We start from the raw sequence: 21,408 nt of genomic DNA, 5'->3' as shown, positions 1-21,408 counted from the left end.
GCACCACGTTGAGGATGGATTCATGGATCGCTTGTCCGGGCTCGATGCGAGCTTCCTCTACCTCGAGACGCCGGCGCAGCTGATGCACGTGTGTGGGGTCATCGTGGTCGATCCCTCGACGATGCCGACGCCGTACTCCTTCGAGGCGATGCAGTCCGCGATCGAGGAGCAGGTGCGCGACGTGCCGGCCTTCACCAAGAAGCTGCGCCGGGTGCCCCTCGGCCTGGACCATCCGATCTGGGTGCGGGACCGCCAGTTCGACATCGAGCGCCACGTCCACCGCCTCGCGCTGCCTCAGCCCGGCGGGTACCGCGAGCTCACGTCGTTGACCGGTCACCTGGCCGGACTGCCGCTCGACCGCTCGCGGCCGCTGTGGGAGATGTGGATCATCGAGGGCTACGACGACGGCAAGGTCGTGGTGTTCCTCAAGATGCACCACGCCACCGTCGACGGGGTCTCCGGCTCCAACCTGCTCTCCCACCTCTGCTCGCTCGAGGCCGACCAGGCGCCGCTCGCGCCGCCGGTGGCGGAGCACGGACGCGACGTCGGCGCGCGTGAGCTGCTCGGTCGCGCCGTGGCCAGCAAGCTGTCGCTGCCCGTGCACGCGGCCAAGATCCTCGCTCCCACGGGTCGGACCGTCGCCCGCACGATCGGTCGTGCCCGTGCCGGCACAGCGATGGCTGCGCCTCTCACCGCCCCGCGCACCTCCTTCAACGGCACGATCACCGGCCATCGCACGATCGGTCTGTGCGAGATGAGCCTCGACGACATCCGCTCGGTCAAGTCCGCGACGGGCACGACCGTCAACGACGTGGTCCTGGCCGTCTCGGGAGGTGCGCTGCGTGCCTACCTCGACGAGCGGGGTGAGCTCCCGGAGGCCTCGCTGCTGGCCTCGGTGCCGGTCTCGGTGCGTGAGCACTCACGCCGTACCGGGGGAGCCAACAAGGTGTCCTCGCTGTTCGCTCGCCTGGGGACCGACACCGAGGACCCTCTCGAGCGGCTGGGCGACATGGCGGCGGCCAACAAGAACGCTCGCGAGCACCACGACGCGATCAGCGCCGACTCGCTGCAGGACTGGGCGGAGTTCGCGGTGCCGCGCACCTTCGGGCTCGCGGTGCGCGCCTACGCCGGGCTGCGCCTGGCCGAGAAGCACCCGGTCGTGCACAACCTGGTGATCTCCAACGTCCCGGGACCGCCCATGCCGCTCTACTTCATGGGCGGGCGGATCTCCGCGATGCATCCCCTCGGGCCGGTCTTCCACGGAGCCGGGCTCAACATCACGGTCGCCTCCAACGACGGCAAGGTGCACGTCGGGGTGATCGCCTGTCGGGAGTCGATGCCCGACGTCGACGCGCTGGTGCGGCACTTCCCCCTCGAGCTGGAGCGGTTGCGCGATGCCGTGAGGAACCTCGAGGCCACGGCCACGCCGATCCGGAGCGCTCCCAGCACTCGGGCGAAGAAGGAGTAGCGGCCCGGCTCAGCGGCGCTGGAAGTCCCGGCGTCGCGCGTTGACCGTGGCAACCGCCTCGAGCAGTGCGGGCACGAACTTCTCCGACTCCAGCACGCACGCCGCGTGCCCGGACTCGACCAGGTGCACCGTCGCGCCGGGGATCGCGCGGGCCAGGGCGTGCTGCCGGGCGGCCGGGATCACGCGGTCCTTGGTGGTCACGACCACGGCCGTCGGGACGTCGATGCGCCCGAGCCACGGGCGTGAGTGGTGACGACCCAGGGCGGCGAGAGCCTGACCGACCGCCCACGGGCTCGTCGACCTGAACTCCGCCAGCGCCCACTCGCCCATGTCGGTGGGAGCCAGGTCGGCAGCCGACGCCGCGGCGCGGGCGGCGCGCGTGATGGTCGCCGAGCGGGACAGGCCACGCAGGCCCATCATGGTGGTGCCCATCCCCGTGAAGAAGCCCCGCTCGACCAGGTTGAGCTGGAACTTGTCCGTCGTCGAGCAGAGCACGAGACCTTGGATCTTGTCGCCGTGCTGGCGCCACACGCGTTGGGCGACGACACCGCCCATCGAGTAGCCCACGACGATGACGTCGCGCAGGTCGAGCTCGTCGATGAGGGCGGCGACGTCGTCGGCGCAGTCGTAGAGGGAGAAGTCGTCGTCGGTGATCCCCCGGCCGTGCCACCTCTGGTCCAGCGTCACGACGCGGAAGCGACGCGACAGTGCGTCGATCGCCGGGAACCAGGTCAGCAGGCCGGTGCACCCCAGGGCATGGAGGAGCACGATCGTCGGGGAGTGCTCGTCCGGCCCGGGGGTGTCGGTGACGTACGTCGTGCCGCGTCCTGGCAGCTCGACGAGGGAGCCTGGCGGGATCTGGACGAAGGGCACGTAGACCCGGTTGCGCAGCATGGTCACGGGGGACAGGCTGCTCGACTTGCTCATCGGTCCGCCTCTCGACTCGTCTCCACGCCGGTGGGCATGGCCGCCCCGGACTAGAACAGGTTACAGTTTCGCGGTACGGCGTGGATGACAGCACCCCGAGGAGCACCTGTGGCAGTGGACGGATACACCGTGAACGACGCTGGTTCGACCGAGCGCGACGAGGCGTTGGACGCCGTCCGCAGCGTCGCCCGCGAGGCCCTGGACCGCGACGCGGACTGGAAGGCACTGGCCTCGGCCGGCCTCCTGTCGCTGCCCGTCCCCGAGGCGTACGGCGGCGAGGGGCTCGGCCTGCCGGAGGTCGGGGTGCTGCTGCGCGAGACCGGCACGCGTGCCCTGCACCTGCCGGCCTGGGAGACGCTGTGCTGCGGGGTGCTGACCCTGGCGACGCACGGGACCGCGAGCCAGCAGGAGGCCCTCCTGCCCGGCGTGGCCAGCGGCGACCTGATCCTGACCCCGGCCGTGCGGGAGGTCGGACGCGGGGTGGGCGACCGCACGCTGCCGACGAGCACCTACCGCGACGGGACGGTGAGCGGCCGCAAGGTCGGCGTCACCTACGCCGACCAGGCGCGACGTCTGCTCGTGACGGCCCGCGACGGCGACGACGCGGTGGTCGTGCTCGTCGACCCGCAGGGGCCCGGCGTCACGTTGCTGGAGTCCGGCTCCTCGGCTCGGCTGACCACGCACACAGTGGTGCTCGAGGACGCGCCGGCCGAGGCACTGCTGCCGGGCGCCGCACGCCGCCTGACGGACCTCGCGACGACGGGACTGGCGCTGACCGCAGCCGGCGTGGTCGCCGGAGCGCGCGACCTCACGGCGGCGTACATCAAGGAGCGCACGCAGTTCGGCCGGTCGCTCGCGCAGTTCCAGGCGGTGGCCATGCAGGCCGCCGACATCTACATCGGCGCCCGGACGATCGACCTGGCGGCCGAGAACGCCGCCTGGCGCGTCTCCGTCGACCTCGACGCGACCGACGACCTCGCCGTCGCGGCGTACTGGGTCACGACCGAGGCTCCGCGGGTCCTGCACATCTGCCACCACCTGCACGGCGGGATGGGCGTCGACGAGACCTACCCGCTGCACCACTACTTCTCCTGGACCAAGGACATCGCGCACGCCTTCGGCACCCACGCCGGCGACGTGTCGATCGAGGACTCCGCGAGCAAGAACCTCGAGCTCAGCGCCGCCCAGCGCGAGCTGAAGGCCGAGATCCGCGCCTACTTCCACGGACTGGCCGACGACGACCAGCACGTCGACATGGGGCGCGACCGCCACGGACCCACCTACCAGCGGATCGTGCGCCAGATGGGCGAGGACGGCTGGATGGGTGTCGGCTGGCCGAAGGAGTACGGCGGCCACGGGCTCGGCGAGATCGAGCAGACGATCTTCGCCAACGAGGCCCAGCACGCCGACGTGCACCTGCCGGCCGTGACCCTGCAGACCGTGGGGCCGACCCTGATCCGCTACGGCACCGACCTGCAGAAGGAGATGTTCCTCCAGCGGATCCTGGCCGGTGACGTGCACTTCGCCATCGGCTACTCCGAGCCGGACGCCGGCACCGACCTGGCCGCGCTGCGCACGAGCGCCAAACGGGACGGCGACCACTACGTCGTCAACGGGCAGAAGATGTGGACCACCGGCGGCCACCAGGCCGACTACGTGTGGCTGGCGGTGCGCACCGACCCCGACGCGCCCAAGCACAAGGGCATCTCGATCCTCATCGTCGACACCACCGACCCGGGCTACTCGTTCACCCCGATCATCACGGCCGACGGGTCGCACCACGTCAACGCGACGTACTACAACGACGTGCGCGTGCCGGTCGAGATGCTGGTGGGCGAGGAGAACCAGGGCTGGAAGCTGATCACCACCCAGCTCAACCACGAGCGCGTGATGCTGGGTCCGGCCGGGCGGATCGAGGGGCTGCGCGACCGGGTCGCGACGTGGGCGACGGCGGCCGGGGTGATGGACCGTCCCGACGTACGCGAGGTGATGGGTCGCGCGACCGCGATCTTCCGGGTCAACGAGCTGCTCAACTGGGAGGTCGCCCGCGCAGCCGCCGTGGGGGAGGTCTCGGTCGGCGACGCCTCGTCGTCGAAGGTCTTCGCCGCCGACCAGGTCCAGCACGTGGCCGCCGACCTGATCGGGCTCGTGCACCGCTACGGCGACCCGGCCGACCCGGAGACCAAGCGACTCGTCGACTACTTCGACGCCCAGATCAAGCGCAACCTGGTGCTCACCTTCGGTGGTGGCGTCCAGGAGGTGCAGCGCGAGCTGATCGCGATGTTCGGCCTCGCACTGCCGCGGGTGCCGCGATGAGCGGGCCCACCTCGATGTCGGGGCACGACGCGATCATGGCCGAGGCCGAGCGGATCAAGGCGCTCGGCGAGGCGGCCGAGCGTGAGGCGCGTGATCCGGTCAACCAGCCGACGATCAACAACTGGCTCGAGGCGATGGGCAACACCGACCCGCGCTGGAAGGCCGGCGAGGCTCCGCCCTCGATGGCCCAGGTGTGGACGATGTACGGCCAGGGCGGCAAGCCGCCGGCCGACGACCCGCTGCACGGGATGATGAAGGTGCTCACCGAGGCCGGCTACACGGCCGTGCTCGGCACCAACTGCGAGCAGGAGTACCACCGCACCCTGAAGGTGGGTGAGCACGTCCGCGTCACCACCGCGCTCGACTCGGTGGTGGGGCCGAAGACCACCGGGATGGGGGTCGGCTACTTCGTGACGTCGCGCAACACCTGGTACGCCGCCCGCTCCGACGGGACCAGCGAGGTCGTGGCGACGATGCTCTTCCGGGTGCTCAAGTTCGTGCCGAAGGGCGCTGCCGCCGAGGAGGCGCAGGGATGAGCCTCACCCGACCCATGGTCAACCGGGACTCCCAGTTCTTCTGGGACGGCACCGCAGTCGGTGAGCTGCGGATCCAGTCCTGCAACGCCTGCGCGTCGCTGCGCTTCCCGCCCGGCCCCACCTGCCCCGACTGCGGCGCCTTCGACCGCGGGCACGTCGTGGCCTCGGGCCGCGGCACGGTCTTCTCCTACGTCGTCCACCGTCACCCGCCGGTCCCGGGCAAGGAGCTGCCCATCGTGCTCGTGCTCGTCGAGCTCGAGGAGGGGTTGCGGATGCTGGGCGAGCTTGTGGACGTCCCCGACGACGAGATCGCCGACGTCGAGGTGGGGATGGCCGTACAGGTCGACTTCAACCGCATCGACGACGACCTGACCCTGCCGATCTGGAGGCGAGCATGAGGACCGGAGACACCATCCCGACCTGGGAGGTCCCGATCACCCCGACCCTGGTGGTCAGCACCGCCATCGCGACCCGTGACTTCCAGGACGTGCACCACGACCGCGACATCGCCCAGGCCGCCGGGTCGAAGGACATCTTCGTCAACATCCTGACCTCGACCGCCCTGGTCGAGCGCTACGTCACCGACTGGACGGGTGCGACGGGGCAGGCGGGCGAGATCGCCGGGATCGCGATCCGGCTCGGAGCACCGGCGTACCCCTACGACACCCTCACGTTCACCGGCGAGGTCGGTGCGGTCGAGGACGGTGTCGCCACCATCGCCGTGACCGGCGCGGTCTCGCTGGGCAACCACGTCACCGGGACCGTGAAGGTCCGGGTGGGTGCGTGATGGGGAGCCTCGGCGGGCAGGCCGCGATCGCGGGCATCGGCGCCACGGAGTTCTCGAAGGCCTCGGGGCGCTCCGAGCTCCAGCTCTCGGTGGAGGCGATCCAGCACGCGCTGGCCGACGCGGGGCTGAGCGCCTCCGACGTCGACGGCCTGACGACGTTCACGATGGACACCTCCTCCGAGATCGCGGTCGCCCGCGAGCTCGGGCTGCCGGAGCTGCGGTTCTTCAGCCGGATCAACTTCGGCGGGGGAGCCGCCTGCGCGACCGTCCAGCAGGCGGCGATGGCGGTGGCCACTGGTGTGGCCGACGTCGTGGTCGCCTACCGCGGCTTCAACGAGCGATCCGAGAGCCGCTTCGGCCAGTTCTCTGTCGCGGCGGCCACCCAGGTCAACACCAACGGCCTCGACAACGCGTGGAGCTACCCGTTCGGCCTCGGGACGCCGGCCGCGACGGTCGCGATGCAGGCGCGGCGCTACATGCACGAGTACGGCGCCACGTCGGCCGACTTCGGGGCGGTGGCCGTGGCCGACCGTCGGCACGCGGCGACGAACCCGAACGCCTTCTTCTACGAGAAGCCGATCACGATCGAGGACCACCAGTCCTCGCGGATGATCGTCGACCCGTTGCACCTGCTGGACTGCTGCCAGGAGTCCGACGGTGCGCAGGCGATCGTGGTCGTCTCGGCCGAGCGGGCACGCGACCTGAGGCAGAAGCCGGCCGTGATCTCGGCGGCCGCCCAGGGGAGCGGCGCCGACCAGTTCGTGATGACGTCGTACTACCGCGACGACATCGGGATCCCCGAGATGGGCGTCGTGGGGCGCGAGCTGTGGCGCCAGTCCGGGCTCTCGCCCGACGACATGCCGATGGCGATCCTCTACGACCACTTCACGCCGTACGTGCTGATGCAGCTCGAGGAGCTCGGCTTCTGCGGGCGCGGGGAGGCGCCGGGATTCATCGCCGACGGCGGGATCGAGGTGGGTGGGCGGCTCCCGCTCAACACCCACGGTGGCCAGCTCGGTGAGGCCTACATCCACGGCATGAACGGGATCGCCGAGGGCGTGCGCCAGATTCGCGGCACGTCGGTCAACCCGGTCGAGGCCGCGGCGTCGTCGCACGTGCTGGTCACGGCGGGGACCGGGGTGCCGACGAGCGGCCTGATCCTGTCGGCCTGATTCCAATCGGCCTGATTCCAACTACCTGAAGTAGATGGCTTCATTATTTGAAAATGAAGGTATGCTCTTCATGTGATGGACGTGAAGAACGAGCCGGCAGGCCCGGTCGTCGTGATCGGCGACCTCGTCGGCTCCCGTGACGTCGCCGACCGTCCTGGCCTGCACCGGAGTCTCGCTGCTGCGCTCGGCCAGGTCAACGGCCGTTGGGGGACCGACCTGCGGATCACGGTGGGAGACGAGTACCAGGGCACCGTGCCGTCCCTCGGGGCCGCGACCGCGATCACGCTGACCCTGCGGCTGGCGCTGCTCCCGACGTACGACGTGCGGCACGGGATCGCGCGCGGGGCCACCGCCGTCCTGGACGAGGAGGCCCGGATCGAGGACGGCCCCGGGTGGTGGGCCGCGCGGGCCGCGATCGACGCGGCGGAGGAGCGCGCCGAGCGGGCCGCGACCGGCGCCTCGCGCACGGCGTACCGCTCGGCGAACCCGGACGAGCCGACCGGGGCAGTCGAGGCGGCGCTGCTGGCCCGCGACGAGCTGGTCGATCGGATGGACGATCGCGCCCTGTCGGTGCTGCGTGGTCTGCTGTCCGGGCGGACCCAGCGGGAGATCGCCGACGAGGAGGGTGTCTCCGCCTCGGCGATCTCGCAGCGGGTACGGCACGGTGGCATCGGGGTCGTCGTGAGCATGAGCGAGTGGATGGAGGCTCTGGCATGAGGTGTATGGCATGAGGTGCACGGCGTGATCTGGTTGGGGCTGCTGCTGGTCGGCATTGGGACCTGCGACCTCGCGTTCTCCTGGACGCGACGCCCACGGCTGGCCGAGGGCGTGGCCGCGGGCACCGTCGTGCTGCTGGGCCTGCTCTCCGGTGTCGCGGGGCTCGGAGTGCTGGCGGTGCTCGGGCTGGTGCTCGTCGCGGGCGCGGTCGTGCTGTGGGGCGAGAGCGTCACCTACGGGTTCGGCAGCCAGCGCTTCGCAGTGCCTCTCATCGTCCTCGGTGGTGTGCTGGTGCTGGCTCTGCTGGCCTCGGTTGGCGGAGATCCCGAGGGTGGTCTGCTGCGCGAGGTGCTGCGCGAGTCCACCCTGCCGCTGCTCTCCGAGCTCGCCCCGGAGCGCGCGCTCCTCCTGTGCGGCGTTCTGCTCGTGCAGCTGTCCACCGGCAACGTGATCGTGCGCCTGGTCCTCGGGGCGAGCGGCACCACCCACCCGCTGCGCTCCACCACCGGCCCGAGCCCGTCTCTCAAGGGCGGGCGACTGCTCGGCCCGATGGAGCGCTTGTTGATCGTCGGGCTCGGCCTGGCCGGCGAGGTGACCGCCGCAAGCATCGTGATCGCCGCCAAGGGGCTGCTCCGCTTCCCCGAGCTGCAGTCGACCCGCGCCGACGGCACCACGGGCCCGGGCATCCACGAGGTCACCGAGTACTTCCTCGTGGGCAGCTTCGTCTCGTGGACGGTCTCGCTGGTGGCGTTGGCGCTGGCCGCCACATGACGCAGTTGATACCCACCGGTAACCGGGTGCGACCATGAGACATGAGTGAGCACGCGTTCGACTGGACGGTCCCGCACACCGACGAGCGCACGACACGTAGGCCGGCACGACCGGGAGACGACCCGTTCTACGACGCGCCGGACGATCTCGCTCGACTCGTGCCCGGTGCGATCGTGCGCAGCCGACAGGTGCGCGTCGCGTTCCTGGGGCTCGTCACGCAGCGCCGGCTGACCGCGTGGCAGCTGGCCTACCGCAGCACCGACCTCCACGGACGTGCCGAGGTCGCCGTCACGACGGTCCTCGTGCCGCGCGAGCACGACCCGAAGCGTCCCCAGCAGCTCGTGGCCTACCAGTGCGCGATCGACGCCGTGTCCGACCGGTGCTTCCCCTCCTACGCCCTGCGCCCCGGTGCCCGGGCGTGGGGCGCCCTGCCGCAGTTCGAGCTGATGATCATCGCCGGGCTGCTGGACAAGGGGTACGTCGTGAGTCTCTGCGACCACGAGGGACGCAACGGCTACTTCGCCGCGCCGCGGGAGCCGGGCTACCGCGTGCTCGACGGGATCCGCGCGGCCACGGCGTACCCACCGACCGGGATGACCCGGGACACGCCGGTCGGGCTGATCGGCTACTCGGGAGGTGGCATGGCCTCGGCCTGGGCGGCCGAGATGGCGCGCGACTACGCACCGGAGATCCCGATCGTGGGGGCCGTGCTCGGCTCACCGGTCGGCGACCCCGGCGAGGCGTTCATCAAGCTCAACGGCGGCCTCAACGCAGGCCTCCCGGCCCTGGTCGTGTCCGGCCTGCGGCACGCCTACCCCGGCCTCGGCGAGATCGTGCGCCGCCACACGCACGCCGACGGCATCCGGCGCCTCGACCGGCTGCAGGAGATGACGACGGTGGAAGCCGTGGTGCGCTATGCGTTCGATGACTTCGACGACTTCGTCGACCCACCCCTGGCCGACGTGCTCGCCGAGCCCGAGGTGATCGAGGTGTTCGACGACCTCCGCCTCGGCGTCGCCGCTCCGCAGTGTCCCGTCCTGGTCCTGCAGTCGGTGCACGACCAGATCATCGACGTCGCCGACGTCGACGGTCAGGTCGCCCGCTACGTCGAGGCAGGCGTCGAGGTGAGCTATGTGCGGGACCGGCTCAGCGAGCACATCTCGCTGATGATCCTGGGCCTGCCGACCATGCTGACCTGGCTCGAACGGCGCTTCCAGCAGGACCCGGCCCCGGTCACCACCCGCACCCGCACCGTCACCTCCACCGCCCTCTCGCCACGGGCCTGGCCGGGCTTCGTCCGGATGCTCGGCGCCGCGGCGAAGACCGCGACCGGCCGCGCCGGCTGACGGCGGCGGCTGGCGGATGCTTGGTGTGCGTCGGGGCGAGGGTGCTGACAACGCGCGCATACGCGGTGGAATGGGCTAGGTCCGGCATTCGCCTATGCGTGCAGCAAGCGCAGGCTCAGATCGATGGCCTCAGGCGCCCACTGTCGCTCGCGGTGTGCTGTCGCCTCGCGGCAGACCCAGCGTCAAAGGTGCGCGCGGCGGTATGGCGTGCCGACGAAGGGATCCCGGGTCAACTCGCGCGCGATGTCCGAGCGTTCCGGAGGAAGTCGTTGCAGTTGCGCGTGACGGTAGGTGTCGTCCCGCACCGACCTCCGCGTTGAAGCGACCGCGAATGAAGCCACCAGTCGAAAGCCGTTCGTCCTATTCGACCACGACCTCGACGGGGACGCGGAGCAGATTCGCGACAGGCGTATACAGGTCGACGTTTGTTGCATCTGTCTTGAGAGAAACAACTAGGGAATACCGCACTGGCCGATCGATCCGGTCGCGCGTCTTGTTGTTCTTCCACCAACCGCCGACCGGGTACACCGCCAGCCTTCCGGTACTGGCGAGCTCGGCCCCCGACGTCTCCCAAATATCTTGGTGCAGAGATCCGTAATTCCGCTGATTGGGTCCCACGGTCCAGGACACCTGGCCTCCCGTAGGGCGACCTCCTGTTTCCTCGGTTCGGGCCTCTTGATTGACCCGCTGAATGAATTGGCTCTCTGACTCAAGCGGATCCTGCAACTCGAATCGAAGGCCGTGCGAAGCGTACTTGTACCGCTGCCTCCAGCCCCGCCGAGAAGCCGTGGGCTCGATGAAGTACGAAAGTGTGACGCGCAGGGCCACCGAGGCCGCGCCCAGATCTTGGAGCACTTGCTTTGGCCACGGAAGGTCATGCAGGCGGAATGCTGGGACCGTGAACTGGGCTCCGTCGAACGGGATGAATTCGTCCTGCACCACTAAGGTGACCGTCTGATCAGACGAGAAGAGAACCCGCTCCTCCGTCGGCACACCCCAGCCGTAGCGCCGCAAAAGCACCTGCTGTGCTTGACGGCCCCGCGCACGCGCACGGTCGATCTCAGCTTGCATCGCGGGGGTCCACTCAGCAGCGTGAACGATCAAGCCCCTAACCGTCTCGGGCCAGTACTCGGGGTAGGTCGCCATGACCAAAGCGGAAAGTCGGGAAGCCTGTGCAGTCGCTGCGCTAGTTGCGTTAGCGGAAACGAGCGCTTGATCGTTCTCGTGTCCGGTGGTCCGCAGGGATGTTGCGGCGTGATTGGGCTCAAACATGGAAGCGCCGTCGTGCAGGACGTTGCCGCCCTCCATCACGATGTCGGGTTTGATTGGCCACGGCCGGGGGCCGAATGGAAGCGACGTGCGACTGTGTGGCGAGAGATCGCCGGAATCAGCAACTGCCGACCATCCAGCGAAGGCCGGATCGGTTGGCGGTGTCACCAGCTCGGTGTGAGCGCCGACAGTGAGGGCGTTCCACGCCTGGCCAGGATCGCGGATGGCAGAGGTGTCGGACTCGGCCAAGTGATCGGTTACAAACGTGTCAACGTTTCCTGCTGAGACGACAAGCAGGCGAGCAGCGTTGGCATCGGGGGGCGCAAGGAGGCGGAGCTCGTTTCCATCTCGGACGACGCTTGAGCCGACCGCAAGAGCATCGATCGTCGCCGACCACAAGGTCGGCTGTCCTGGGTTTCCAGGGGTGTCGCTTGTGGTGCTGATCGGCATGCAGAAAGCGCGCCGCCGGTTGGAGGCGATTTCGGGCAGGGACACCGCCTGCGCCGTCACATCACCGTAGGCGAGGGGGTTGTGGGGCTTCTCATTCTTCGTGGGGAGTATGCGAACAGACTCGAGACGGTGTCGAAGCTTCACCTGATCGGACCCGATCAGGTGCTGGTCAACCGAAGCGCCGAAGAGCGCGATCCCGGCCATCTTTGTTCCATGGCCGGGCTGGTCGAATCCACTGGCACCCAGGACAGAGTGTAGATCCTGAGGGGCGAGCGAACCTTCGATAAGGATGTGCGTCCTAGCTACCCCAGTGTCGAGGTGACACACGGCTGGTTGCAGTTCGTCGGCCGGCTCGAGGCGACTCGCGAAGTCCTGGACGTACTCAGCCTGCTCGTCAGCGGAGAGATCTTGAATCGTGTCAACGAACTCGGGACGGCGTATCTCAGCGAGCGGCACTGCTGTGAAGGGCAGAACCTCGAGCTGTGCCCATGTCGACTCGACCCACATGACGTCTCGATCGACGAGACGGAGCAGTCGCGCAGAGACATCCAGATCAGCGGACTGCGCAAATTGGCGCAGGAGATCGGGCCCATCGTCGCTCGGGCGTAACCAGATCTCCCACCACACTGGCTCGACTGCTGGGGGCGATCCTTCGGACTGCCACAGATCCTGGAGAATTGTCGAGCGGATTCGTGCAATGTTGGCGACAAGGGAGTTGTTGCGCGGATTTCCGCTCGAGGTCTCCTTCGCCAGATAGTCCTCGAAGAGCTGCAGAAACTTCGTCCGGTACTCGTCGCTAACCCAGACTGTGGCGCGTTCGGGAAGGTCCAATAAGGCATTGGCTGGGAGAACGGACAGAAGAAGCCACTTCGGTCGCTTGTTGTTTGGGTCGCGGTGCGCTGTGAGTTGCTGAAGGCTGTCGAGTTTCAGAGGGTAGGCCGGGTCGTCTCCCTCCAAAGTGACGACCGTTCCGAGCGCGCGTAACTCTTCTTCGGTCAGTTGCGCGCGTTCCTCGTCGGCACGTGCGAACGCTGCCTGCAGTTCGGTGACGCGTCCACGCCCGTGTCCGGCTCGGTCCTCAACTGGCCGCGCTTGAGCGTTTCCTCCACCCCGGCGGCGGAACTCCTCGTAGCTAGAGCGATCTTCAACTAGGAGGTGGCTGAGGTGCTCGCGGCCCTCAGCCAAGACTCGCTGCCTGGCGTGACCGAAGCGCTGAGCGTATGTCGTCAACCGTCACTCTGCTACCGCCCGACAGGATGACGCTCTTGGCAGCAGACTCTGCCGCGCGTACCAAGTCAGCGTGTGAGAGTCCGGCCACGTTCTCGGCAAGCGACGGCCAGCGGACTCCCTTTGCGATCGAGCCAAGACGGCCTCGCATGACTATTGCGGCCTGTCTAGCATCGGGCAACGCGTAATCAAGGACCATGTCGAACCGCCGAAAGAGAGCCTTGTCCAAGATCGACCGGTGGTTGGTGGCGGCGACGATGAGGCTTTCGCTGGAACTGTTCTCCAAGAAGACGAGGAAGGAGTTGAGGATGCGCCGCGCCTCGCCGACGTCGTTCCCCGCGCGATCGCCACCTAGCGCGTCGAACTCGTCGAAAAGGTAGACGGCGCGTTGAGTTTCGGCGGCCTCGAAGATCACTCGAAGTTTGCTCGCGGTCTCCCCCATGAACTTGCTCATCAAGCTGTCCAACCTAATGGTCAGAAGCGGGAGCGAGAGCTCATGAGCAAGCACGGCTGCCGTCATGGTCTTGCCTGTACCGGGAGGGCCCTCGAACAGAAGCCGGTGGGAGGGCTCGAAGCCGTGGTCAAGCAAGTTCTTACGTTGCCGCTGCTCGCTCAGGATGCGTTGCACGTGCGACGCGAGTTCGTCAGGCAGGACGAGTTCTTTCAAACTGACGGTCGGGTGTGACGCGATGACAAGGTCAGAGAGGTCGCCCCGAGGCTGGGCGATGGATGTGACCTTCTTGGTCCCAGAAGATCGCGACGTTTCGACTGCCGTCTTCAGGTCCTTTGCGAGCCGGTGGTGACCCTGCCGGGCCGCTTGGGCAGCCACCTGAAGGGCGACGGAATAGAAGGCTTCGTCGTCCCCACTCGCATGACTACGCACGAGCGCCTTAACGTGCTCACCTGAGCCGGCCACGATCCACCTCCCGTCGTTCTAGCCTCGCAGGTTGGAGTCTAGGGGTCGTGTCCGTCAGTGGCGGCTTCTTGTGCGACCTGGTGCCGATCGCGGCTTGCCCTAGCCCACGTCATTCTGGGCGCAAAGCCGCGCCTACGTCGGAGGCACGCTCACTCAGGTCGTCGTACACCACTCTGCTGGACTCCACTGCGTCGCTGTGGTCCAAAGGGCGGTCGACAGCCGGGCATGGCTGTAGAGCCTGCGCTCGGCCGGCGGCACCCGATCCAGGTCCTCCACCGCCAAGGCTCCTTGCCGGGACGTTCACGAACCGTCGTCGGCCAAAGTCTGACGTGATGTCATCCCCAACGGGGAGCGCGTCATTGCGAGAGGCGAGCGTTCTGTGTATAATCGAACACATGTTCGCAGTCGACCCGCTCCCCGACACGGCGGTGGAGTGTGTCGCGGAGCTGGAGGAGATCGAGCGGCTGAAGGCAGCGATGTGTGCGCGACAGGCGCGGTTGACCGCACGGCTGGACGAGACCGGTGTGCGGCCGACGACCAGCGAGAAGGCGATGGCCACCGAGGTCGGCCTGGCGCGTCACGAGTCGCCCCACCGGGGCGCGAGGTTCCTCAAGCTCGCCCGCGGGCTGGTCGAGGACCACCCCGAGGTTCTCGGACTGCTCGAGTCGGGCGACCTCAACGAACGGCGCGCCGAGATCATCGTCAACGAGACCGCCGACCTCGCGTTGGCCGACCGTCGTGCGGCGGATGCTGCGATCGCCGATCACCTGCTGGAGCACCCGACCCTCGGAGACCGCGACATCGCCGACGCTGCACGGCGGATCGTGCTGCGCATCGACGAAGCCGCAGCGCTCCGCAAGCGCGAACGCGCCCATAAGGCCCGTCATGTCGAGTCCCGCACCCGTGCTGATGGGTGTGGCGAGGTCACCGGGGTGATCGCGGACTGGCAGATGGCCGCGATCGTCTCCTCCCTCGATGAGCGGGCCGACCTCCTCAAGCAGCAGGGCGATGAGCGGACCCGGGCGCAGATCAAGGCCGACCTGTTCGTCGAGCGCCTCACCGGCCAGGTCGTGGCCGACTCGGTGCCGGTCCGCATCGACCTGGTCGTGCCGGTCGAGTCGCTCCTGGCGGGCGGCACGGAGCCTGCCGAGGTCCCGGGTCTGGGTCCGATCCCGGCCACCGTCGCGCGCGAGCTGATTCTGGCCTCGCCGCGGACGCGGACCGTGATCCGGCGTCTGTTCGCCGACACCGACCACCTGGTCGCGATGGAGTCGACCCAACGTGTCTTCCACGGCCGGCTCCGTCAGTTCATCCAGGTGCGCGATCGCCGTTGCCGCACCCCGTGGTGCGATGCCCCGATCCGTCACCTCGACCACGTCCACGAGGCCGCCGAGGGTGGCGAGACCAGCCTGCACAACGGTCAGGGCCTCTGCGAGGCCTGCAACTACACCAAGCAGGACCCCGGGATCACCCACGAGGTGGTCTCCGAGGACGTGATCGAGCCCCACACAACCCGGGTCACGACTCCGACCGGAGCCTCCTACGACTCCCGCGCCCCCGCACCACCGGGCAGCAACCCCCGAGACCACTTCATCCAACGCCAACCAGGCGTCTGGACCCGCGTCGCCTAGCCCTAGCCTGACGCCGTGACGAGCGTGCTCTGCCTCCACATCGCCAAGGCGACCCGACTCCCCATGCGCGCCGTCGACCACATCGAGGTCGAGGCCGGCAAGGGGATCGTGGGCGACCGCTACCACGGCACCAAGCACCGCCACGTCACCGTGCAGAGCGCTGCGGCGCTGGCCGAGGCGACCGCACTCTACGGCGCCGAGGTGCCCGCCCACCTGACCCGGCGCAACATCACGATCAGCGACGGGGTGGTGCCGCGCGACCCGGGATCCCACGTCCGGATCGGTGACGTGCTCCTGGAGGTGGTGCGGGTGGCAGCACCCTGCAAGCTGCTCGACGACACGATCGGTCGCGGTGCCCAGGAGGCGTTGCGGCGCCGGGGCGGATCGGTGTTCCGGGTGCTCGAGGGCGGCTCCATCGCCATCGGCGACGAGGTCACTCCCGTCGGGTGAAGCCGGCCAGCTCGGCGGCGTTGTCGGCCAGCGCGGTGCCGGTGCCGTCGTAGAGCCCGAGCACCGCGTCCACGTGCGTGCGCATCTCGGTCGCCTCGTCGTCGTACTGCGCCACCGCCACCACCGTCCCGGCGAAGTCCCGGCCCTCCAGCAACCGCATCGCGGTCAGGTTGGCACCGTGGAAAGGCATCGCCAGCACGGCCAGGTCGATCTCGTTGGTCCGGGTCAACCGGTGGTAGAGGTCGGGGTCCATCGCATCGCCCACGATGACGTCCATGCCCTCGGCGCGCAGCTCCGCCGCGCGGTCCTCGCCGCTCTCGATGCCGATGACGTGCAGGCCGTACTCCGTCGTCAGCTGGTGGTACGTCGCGCAGCCGACCCGGCCCATGCCGAGCACGACCGCGTCGGCGTGCGCGACGTCGATCGGCCGATCGTCGGGGTGGAGGCGGTCGGAGTCCTGGGTGGGCCAGCGCTTCTCGGCCACGGTGACCAACGACTCCGTGCGGCCGTTGAGCAGTGCCGAGAGCAGGAAGCTGAATGCGACGCTGGTGGCCAGGACGACGAGCCACTGCTCGTCGATCAGGTCGGACGAGGCTCCGACGGCCGCCACGATCAGCGCGAACTCCGAGTAGTTGCCCAGCACCGTCGCGGCCTTGACCGACGTCCGGTGCCGCATGCCCTGCAGCCGCAGGAGCAGCGCGAAGCCCCACGACTTCAACGGCACCAGCACGACCAGCAGCGCCGCGAGGGCGAGGTCGCCGCCGGAGGGGAGCCCGGTGAAGCCGATCGAGAGGAAGAAGCCGACGAGCAGGAGCTCCTTGACGGAGAACAGCGTCTTGGCCAGCTCGGCCGAGCGCGGCTCGGGCGCCAGGAGCAGCCCGATGACCAGCGCGCCGAGGTCACCCTTGAGCCCGACCGCCTCGAAGAGCGCGTAGCCGGGCCCGAGGGCCAGCGCCAGACCGAAGAGCGGCAGCAGCTCGCCGTGGTCGATCCGGGCGAGCACCCGACGTACGACGAGAGCGGCCGGGACCAGCAGGATCAGCAGGACCGCCCACGGGCTCGGCGGCGAGCCCTTGGCCGCGGTCAGGAAGATCACTGCGGCGATGTCCTGGATGATCAGGATGCCGAGCGCGGTCACCCCGAAGCGCGACTGCGCCGAGCCGCTCTCCTCGAGGGCCTTCACCACGAGCACGGTGCTGGAGAAGGACAGGGCGAAGGCGACGACGAGCAGTGAGCGCCAGTCGGTGTCGGCCAGCAGGCCGGCGCCGACCAGGGCGATCACGCCGAGGTAGGCCCAGGCCAACGCCGTCGACGCGCCGAGGTGGGCGACGCTCGTCAGCCAGACCTCGCGGCGCCCCAGGATCCGGATGTCGAGCTTGAGCCCGATCCCGAAGAGCAGGAGCGCGACGCCGAGGTCGGCCAACGTCTCGAGCCCCTCGAGCTCGTCCACTCCCGCGGCGTTGAGCGCGAAACCCGCCGCCAGGAAGCCCACGAGTGGGGGGAGCCGGATCACCGCGCAGACCAGTCCAGCAGCGAGCGCGGCCAGCAGGACGAGGCTGAGATCGGTCACCCACGCCATTCTTCCGTCATCGCTCGGCGAGGACGATCCCGGACCGGGGGTCAGACGGCTCGACGTCCTCCACCCGACGCTGCGACGTCTCGCAGTCACCCGTGCTCGCGTCGCACGTGACCAGGTCCGCCACGGGGAAGCGACCCGACTGGGTGACCCCGTCGTTGAAGTCGCGGCCCAGCAGGTAGGTGCGGGTCGTGACGACGACGAGCCGGACGTCGTCGACGAAGCTCGCCGTGAGGACCCGTGTGCCGGGCACGTCCATCGGCCGCCCCCGACCAGGCTCGGAGGATGGGCGCACGACCAGCCCGGACTCACCGGGTGTCCACTGCGCCAGCAGACGCGCGTCCGGGGACAGGTCACGACCGCCCAGTGACACCGTGGCGTAGGGACTTCGACGGTCCACCGGTGCGCTGTCGCCCTCACCGACCCAGACGTCGGTCAGACCGTCGGACGTACGCAGGTAGGCCGCCTCGCCGTCGAAGCCGACGAGCACCGCGTCCGCCCCCGCATGCGAGGCCGCGAGGTCGAGGGAGGCGACTGCTGTCTTGTCGGCGGCGTCCCACAGCACGAGGTCGGGCGTGCCGCTGGAGCGGTCGACCCAGGCCACCCGTCCCTGCTCTGATCCGAGCACGGCTTCACCGGGCTCGACCATCCCGACCGCCGCGCTGCTCCCGTCGGCCTCGACCTGCACGACCTGGCCCAGGGTGTCGCCGTACACGACGGCGTACGACGGGTCGCTGCCCGCCTGCGCGAGGGCCTCGAGACCGGGGGTCTCGACCTCGACGCGTCCGAGATGCAGGACGTCGTCGCTCCACCAGGCGAGCGGGATCGCGTTGGGGACCTGTGGGAGGTCCGGTTCGGGTCCGGGTGCGTCCTCGCCGGAGACGACGAGGACGAAGCCCACCACCGCGACCACCGCGGCCGCTCCGAGGGTCGCGAGGATGCGTCTGCGCCGTCGCGCCGCCACCACGCCACGGATCTCGGCGATCGGCGCGGGGGCGGCGTACAGGCTGTCCCACTCCTCGGGGCCCCAGGACTCGGCGATGTCGGCGGTCGTCCCCGTCAGGTCCTCGACCTGGTGCGGACCGAGTCCGGCCCCGCCCGTCAGGACGCGGGCGACCTCGCTGTCACTGGCGGTGGTGCCGCCCCCGCGGGTGGCGCGGGCGGCCAACAGCTCGCCGTACACCAGTACGTCGACGTCGCCCGAGCGGTGCTCGGCGGGCCAGCGTGACCACGACCGGGCCAGGGCGTCCTGGGCCGCGCCCTCAGCATCGAGGACGTGGTCGCCGAGACAGAGAGCCGTGCGGACGAGGTCGTTCCACCTGGCGCGGGCGTAGTCGTCGATGCTCTCGCCCGAGCGTGCTGCGCCGTTCAGACGGCCAGCTTCTCGTCGAAGAACGAGATCACCCGATCGACGCCCTCCTGCTGGCGGTGCAGGGTCAGGGTGGAGTGCTGCTTGCCGGGGAACTCGACCTTGATGAACGCGTCCCCGATCTCGGAGGTGAGGGTCTCGAAACGCGTCCCGACGGCGGCATCGCCGACGAAGCGGAGCCCGAGCACCTCGCAGCCCGCGGCGGCGCGAGCCTTGACCCTGGTCAGGTCGGCGGGGGAGAGGTTCAGGTCGGCAGCGCGCTTCTTGCCGACCGGGAACGGGGTCGAGGGCTGACAGAGCACAGGAGCCGCGACGGACTCGTCGACCATCATGGCGAGCGCGAATCCGCCGGTGAAGCACATGCCGAGGGCACCGACGCCGGGTCCGCCGAGCTCGCCGTGCAGCTCGCGGGCAAGACTGCGCAGCCAGTCGGCCATCGGGGTGGTCTCCCGGGTCGCCAGCTTGGTGAACTCCTTGCGCACGCAGATCGAGGCCATGGACTTGGCGGTCGCGAGCGAGGCGAGCTTCATCCCCGGCTCGCCGAACAGCTGCGGCATCACCACTGTGTAGCCGGCCTCCACGATCTCGTCGCCGAAGCCGATCACCGCATCGGTGAGTCCCGGAATCTCGTGGATCACGACCACCCCCGGTCCGGTGCCCTTGCGGTACGTCGGGAACGTCTTGCCGTCGGCGGTGTGCTCGCCGACGCTCCAGGAGTCGATGAGGCCCATGGGGGTGAGCCTAGTGCGGTTACGGTCTCTGCATGGCTGATCGACCCGTCCTGCCTGGGGTGGGCACGCGTCGTCGACGTGCCGGACGACGTGATGGCGGCGGTCCTCCGGCTGCGCGGCGTCACCGCCGGCCACCAGCACCCGGGCTGGCTTCCGCACGCCACCCTCGGGCGGCGCGTCTGGCGCGAGCAGCTGCAGGACGCGGTCGACGCCGTGGGGTCGGGCGACGAGGAGCTGGTCCTGACCGGACTGCGGCGGTGGGACCCGGACCGCGAGGAGGTACGTCCCCTCACGGGTGAGGCCCGCCCGGAGCTTCCTTCGTAGCGTGTTCGCATGCCTACCGTGAGTCGCACCTTCCACGTCCACCCGGCCCCCGACGTCGTCATCGACTACCTCAAGGACTTCAGCCACGCCGAGGAGTGGGACCCCGGCACGGAGTCCTGCACGCGAGAGGGCGCCGGCCCCATCGAGGTCGGGACCACCTTCCACAACGTATCGAAGATCGCAGGCATCGAGACGGAGCTCACCTACGAGCTGACGAAGCTCACCGGCGGGAGTGTCGAGTTCAAGGGCGAGAACGACTCCGCCACCACCGTGGACACGATCACGGTCGTCGCCAGTGGCGCGGGGAGCGAGGTCACCTACGAGGCCGTCATCGAGGCCAAGGGGGCAGGGAAGATCGCCGAGCCCATCATGAAGCTGCTCTTCGAGCGGATCGGGACCAAGACCGAGGAGCAGATGACCGAGGTGCTCAACGGTCTGGTGTAGCGCTCCCCGCGGGGGTAGAACGGTCTGCATGGTGCGTGACTACGTGCGCTGGCACGCGGCGTACGACGACCCCGGCTCCGACTTGTCGGCGCGATTGCGCCTGGTCCAGGGAGCCATCCGGGACTGGCTGACGAGCACCACCGGTCCGGTGCGAGTCCTCAGCGTCTGCGCCGGGCAGGGGCACGACATCCTCGGCGTACTGGCGGAGGCCGAAGCCGCCGATCGGGCGCGGGTCAGCGGTGCCCTCGTGGAGATCGAGGCCGCCAACAACGACGTCTCCCGCCACCGGATCGCCGACCTCGGCGTCGACCTGGACGTCGTCCATGCCGATGCCGGGCTCACCGACACCTACGAGGGTCTGGTCCCGGCCGACCTCGTCCTACTGAGCGGGATCATGGGCAACATCTCCGCGGAGGACATCGAGCGCCTCGCGCACACCTCCCGACAGCTCTGCGCACCCGGCGCGACGGTGATCTGGACGCGTGGCGTCCAAGACCTGGACCTGGTGCCGGACATCCGACGGTGGTTCACCGAGGCCGGCTTCGAGGAGCTCTCCTGCGTGGAGTGGATCGAGGGCACGGGCATGCGGGTCGGCGTCAACCGGCTCGTGGTGGCGCCGGAGCCGCTGGTGCCCGGCCAGACGATCTTCACGTTCTATCGGTGACCATGGACCGCCTCCTCCCGACGCGCAACGCGTAGCGCGATCTGCCCACGAATCGTCCACAGCCTGTGCACAACCGGGGTGTCCACAACCCGCATGGTTGAGCCAGATTGGGCGTCCGGCGATGTCGGTGGCAGGTGCTTGAGTGGTCCCATGAGCAGGCACCTCGACGGCACCGGGACAGGACACCCCGTCCTCGGTTTCCTCGACCTGCTCGAAGCCGGGCTCGACCAGATCAAAGAGGCACCGGCGTGGTCCTTGAACGCGAGGAGACCGAGGCCGCGATCACCCGGTTGAGTGCGGACCTGGCCCGGTTGTCC

General features: G+C 69.1%; 20 protein-coding genes. 14 read left to right on the top strand and 6 right to left on the bottom strand.

The window, feature by feature from the left end; genetic code table 11:
• The first annotated feature begins 22 nt into the window (after positions 1 to 22).
• Complete coding sequence (locus Q1K33_RS07325) at positions 23 to 1,468, top strand: wax ester/triacylglycerol synthase family O-acyltransferase (protein WP_300402234.1); 1,446 nt, start codon at positions 23 to 25, stop codon at positions 1,466 to 1,468.
• 9 nt (positions 1,469 to 1,477) lie between these two features.
• Here the strand turns inward: Q1K33_RS07325 and Q1K33_RS07320 are convergent, their stop codons facing one another.
• On the bottom strand, positions 1,478 to 2,395 hold the full coding sequence (locus Q1K33_RS07320) for an alpha/beta hydrolase (RefSeq protein ID WP_300402232.1): 918 nt from the start codon (positions 2,393 to 2,395) through the stop codon (positions 1,478 to 1,480).
• Between the two features lie 129 nt (positions 2,396 to 2,524).
• Between Q1K33_RS07320 and Q1K33_RS07315 the strand changes: the two genes are divergently transcribed.
• The 8 genes from Q1K33_RS07315 to Q1K33_RS07280 all read left to right on the top strand — a co-directional run bounded on the left by Q1K33_RS07315 (position 2,525) and on the right by Q1K33_RS07280 (position 10,040).
• On the top strand, positions 2,525 to 4,711 hold the full coding sequence (locus Q1K33_RS07315) for an acyl-CoA dehydrogenase (protein ID WP_300402230.1): 2,187 nt from the start codon (positions 2,525 to 2,527) through the stop codon (positions 4,709 to 4,711).
• Positions 4,708 to 5,247: a MaoC family dehydratase N-terminal domain-containing protein gene (locus tag Q1K33_RS07310; protein ID WP_300402228.1), complete on the top strand. Its 540-nt coding sequence runs from the start codon at positions 4,708 to 4,710 to the stop codon at positions 5,245 to 5,247. The genes Q1K33_RS07315 and Q1K33_RS07310 overlap by 4 nt, the downstream gene beginning before the upstream one ends.
• Positions 5,244 to 5,645, top strand: coding sequence for an OB-fold domain-containing protein (locus tag Q1K33_RS07305; protein ID WP_300402226.1), 402 nt, complete (start codon positions 5,244 to 5,246; stop codon positions 5,643 to 5,645). Before Q1K33_RS07310 ends, Q1K33_RS07305 begins: the two co-directional genes overlap by 4 nt.
• Positions 5,642 to 6,034 carry a MaoC/PaaZ C-terminal domain-containing protein gene (locus tag Q1K33_RS07300; protein WP_300402224.1) on the top strand — a complete coding sequence of 131 codons (393 nt, stop codon included), beginning with the start codon at positions 5,642 to 5,644 and terminating at the stop codon, positions 6,032 to 6,034. The genes Q1K33_RS07305 and Q1K33_RS07300 overlap by 4 nt, the downstream gene beginning before the upstream one ends.
• The gene (locus Q1K33_RS07295; RefSeq protein WP_300402336.1) at positions 6,034 to 7,206 is read left to right on the top strand and encodes a lipid-transfer protein; all 1,173 of its coding nucleotides are present in this window, start codon (positions 6,034 to 6,036) and stop codon (positions 7,204 to 7,206) included. Before Q1K33_RS07300 ends, Q1K33_RS07295 begins: the two co-directional genes overlap by 1 nt.
• A gap of 75 nt (positions 7,207 to 7,281) precedes the next feature.
• Entirely contained in the window at positions 7,282 to 7,923 is a 642-nt protein-coding gene (locus tag Q1K33_RS07290; protein WP_300402222.1) for a SatD family protein, read from the top strand.
• A 24-nt stretch (positions 7,924 to 7,947) separates the two neighbouring features.
• Entirely contained in the window at positions 7,948 to 8,694 is a 747-nt protein-coding gene (locus Q1K33_RS07285; protein ID WP_300402220.1) for a hypothetical protein, read from the top strand.
• 41 nt (positions 8,695 to 8,735) lie between these two features.
• A complete protein-coding gene (locus Q1K33_RS07280; protein WP_300402218.1) occupies positions 8,736 to 10,040 on the top strand; it encodes a lipase family protein in 1,305 nt (434 codons plus the stop codon).
• A gap of 360 nt (positions 10,041 to 10,400) precedes the next feature.
• On the opposite strand, the gene Q1K33_RS07275 is transcribed toward Q1K33_RS07280, so the two are convergent.
• A complete protein-coding gene (locus Q1K33_RS07275; protein ID WP_300402216.1) occupies positions 10,401 to 12,944 on the bottom strand; it encodes a S8 family peptidase in 2,544 nt (847 codons plus the stop codon).
• Positions 12,937 to 13,902 carry an ATP-binding protein gene (locus Q1K33_RS07270; RefSeq protein ID WP_300402214.1) on the bottom strand — a complete coding sequence of 322 codons (966 nt, stop codon included), beginning with the start codon at positions 13,900 to 13,902 and terminating at the stop codon, positions 12,937 to 12,939. The genes Q1K33_RS07275 and Q1K33_RS07270 overlap by 8 nt, the downstream gene beginning before the upstream one ends.
• A 395-nt stretch (positions 13,903 to 14,297) precedes the next feature.
• Between Q1K33_RS07270 and Q1K33_RS07265 the strand changes: the two genes are divergently transcribed.
• Both Q1K33_RS07265 and Q1K33_RS07260 read left to right on the top strand, forming a co-directional pair.
• Positions 14,298 to 15,533: an HNH endonuclease signature motif containing protein gene (locus tag Q1K33_RS07265; protein WP_300402212.1), complete on the top strand. Its 1,236-nt coding sequence runs from the start codon at positions 14,298 to 14,300 to the stop codon at positions 15,531 to 15,533.
• Between the two features lie 15 nt (positions 15,534 to 15,548).
• Positions 15,549 to 15,983, top strand: coding sequence for an MOSC domain-containing protein (locus tag Q1K33_RS07260; protein WP_300402210.1), 435 nt, complete (start codon positions 15,549 to 15,551; stop codon positions 15,981 to 15,983).
• On the opposite strand, the gene Q1K33_RS07255 is transcribed toward Q1K33_RS07260, so the two are convergent.
• The 3 genes from Q1K33_RS07255 to Q1K33_RS07245 form a co-directional block, all read right to left on the bottom strand.
• On the bottom strand, positions 15,967 to 17,553 hold the full coding sequence (locus Q1K33_RS07255) for a cation:proton antiporter (RefSeq protein WP_300402208.1): 1,587 nt from the start codon (positions 17,551 to 17,553) through the stop codon (positions 15,967 to 15,969). The genes Q1K33_RS07260 and Q1K33_RS07255 overlap by 17 nt on opposite strands.
• Before the next feature lie 16 nt (positions 17,554 to 17,569).
• On the bottom strand, positions 17,570 to 18,742 hold the full coding sequence (locus Q1K33_RS07250) for a hypothetical protein (RefSeq protein WP_300402206.1): 1,173 nt from the start codon (positions 18,740 to 18,742) through the stop codon (positions 17,570 to 17,572).
• 185 nt (positions 18,743 to 18,927) lie between these two features.
• Entirely contained in the window at positions 18,928 to 19,659 is a 732-nt protein-coding gene (locus tag Q1K33_RS07245) for a dienelactone hydrolase family protein (protein ID WP_300402204.1), read from the bottom strand.
• A gap of 78 nt (positions 19,660 to 19,737) precedes the next feature.
• Between Q1K33_RS07245 and Q1K33_RS07240 the strand changes: the two genes are divergently transcribed.
• The 3 genes from Q1K33_RS07240 to Q1K33_RS07230 are packed head-to-tail and all read left to right on the top strand — an operon-like array spanning position 19,738 to position 21,091.
• A complete protein-coding gene (locus Q1K33_RS07240; RefSeq protein ID WP_300402202.1) occupies positions 19,738 to 19,983 on the top strand; it encodes a hypothetical protein in 246 nt (81 codons plus the stop codon).
• 9 nt (positions 19,984 to 19,992) lie between these two features.
• The gene (locus Q1K33_RS07235) at positions 19,993 to 20,427 is read left to right on the top strand and encodes an SRPBCC family protein (RefSeq protein WP_300402200.1); all 435 of its coding nucleotides are present in this window, start codon (positions 19,993 to 19,995) and stop codon (positions 20,425 to 20,427) included.
• Between the two features lie 28 nt (positions 20,428 to 20,455).
• A complete protein-coding gene (locus Q1K33_RS07230; RefSeq protein WP_300402198.1) occupies positions 20,456 to 21,091 on the top strand; it encodes an SAM-dependent methyltransferase in 636 nt (211 codons plus the stop codon).
• Positions 21,092 to 21,408 lie beyond the last annotated feature (317 nt).

Origin of the sequence: Nocardioides sp., assembly GCF_029937575.1 — a bacterium.
GTDB lineage: Bacteria > Actinomycetota > Actinomycetes > Propionibacteriales > Nocardioidaceae > Nocardioides.
Note: the sequence above shows the minus strand (reverse complement) of the source record. Positions and strands in the feature narration are given on the sequence as shown.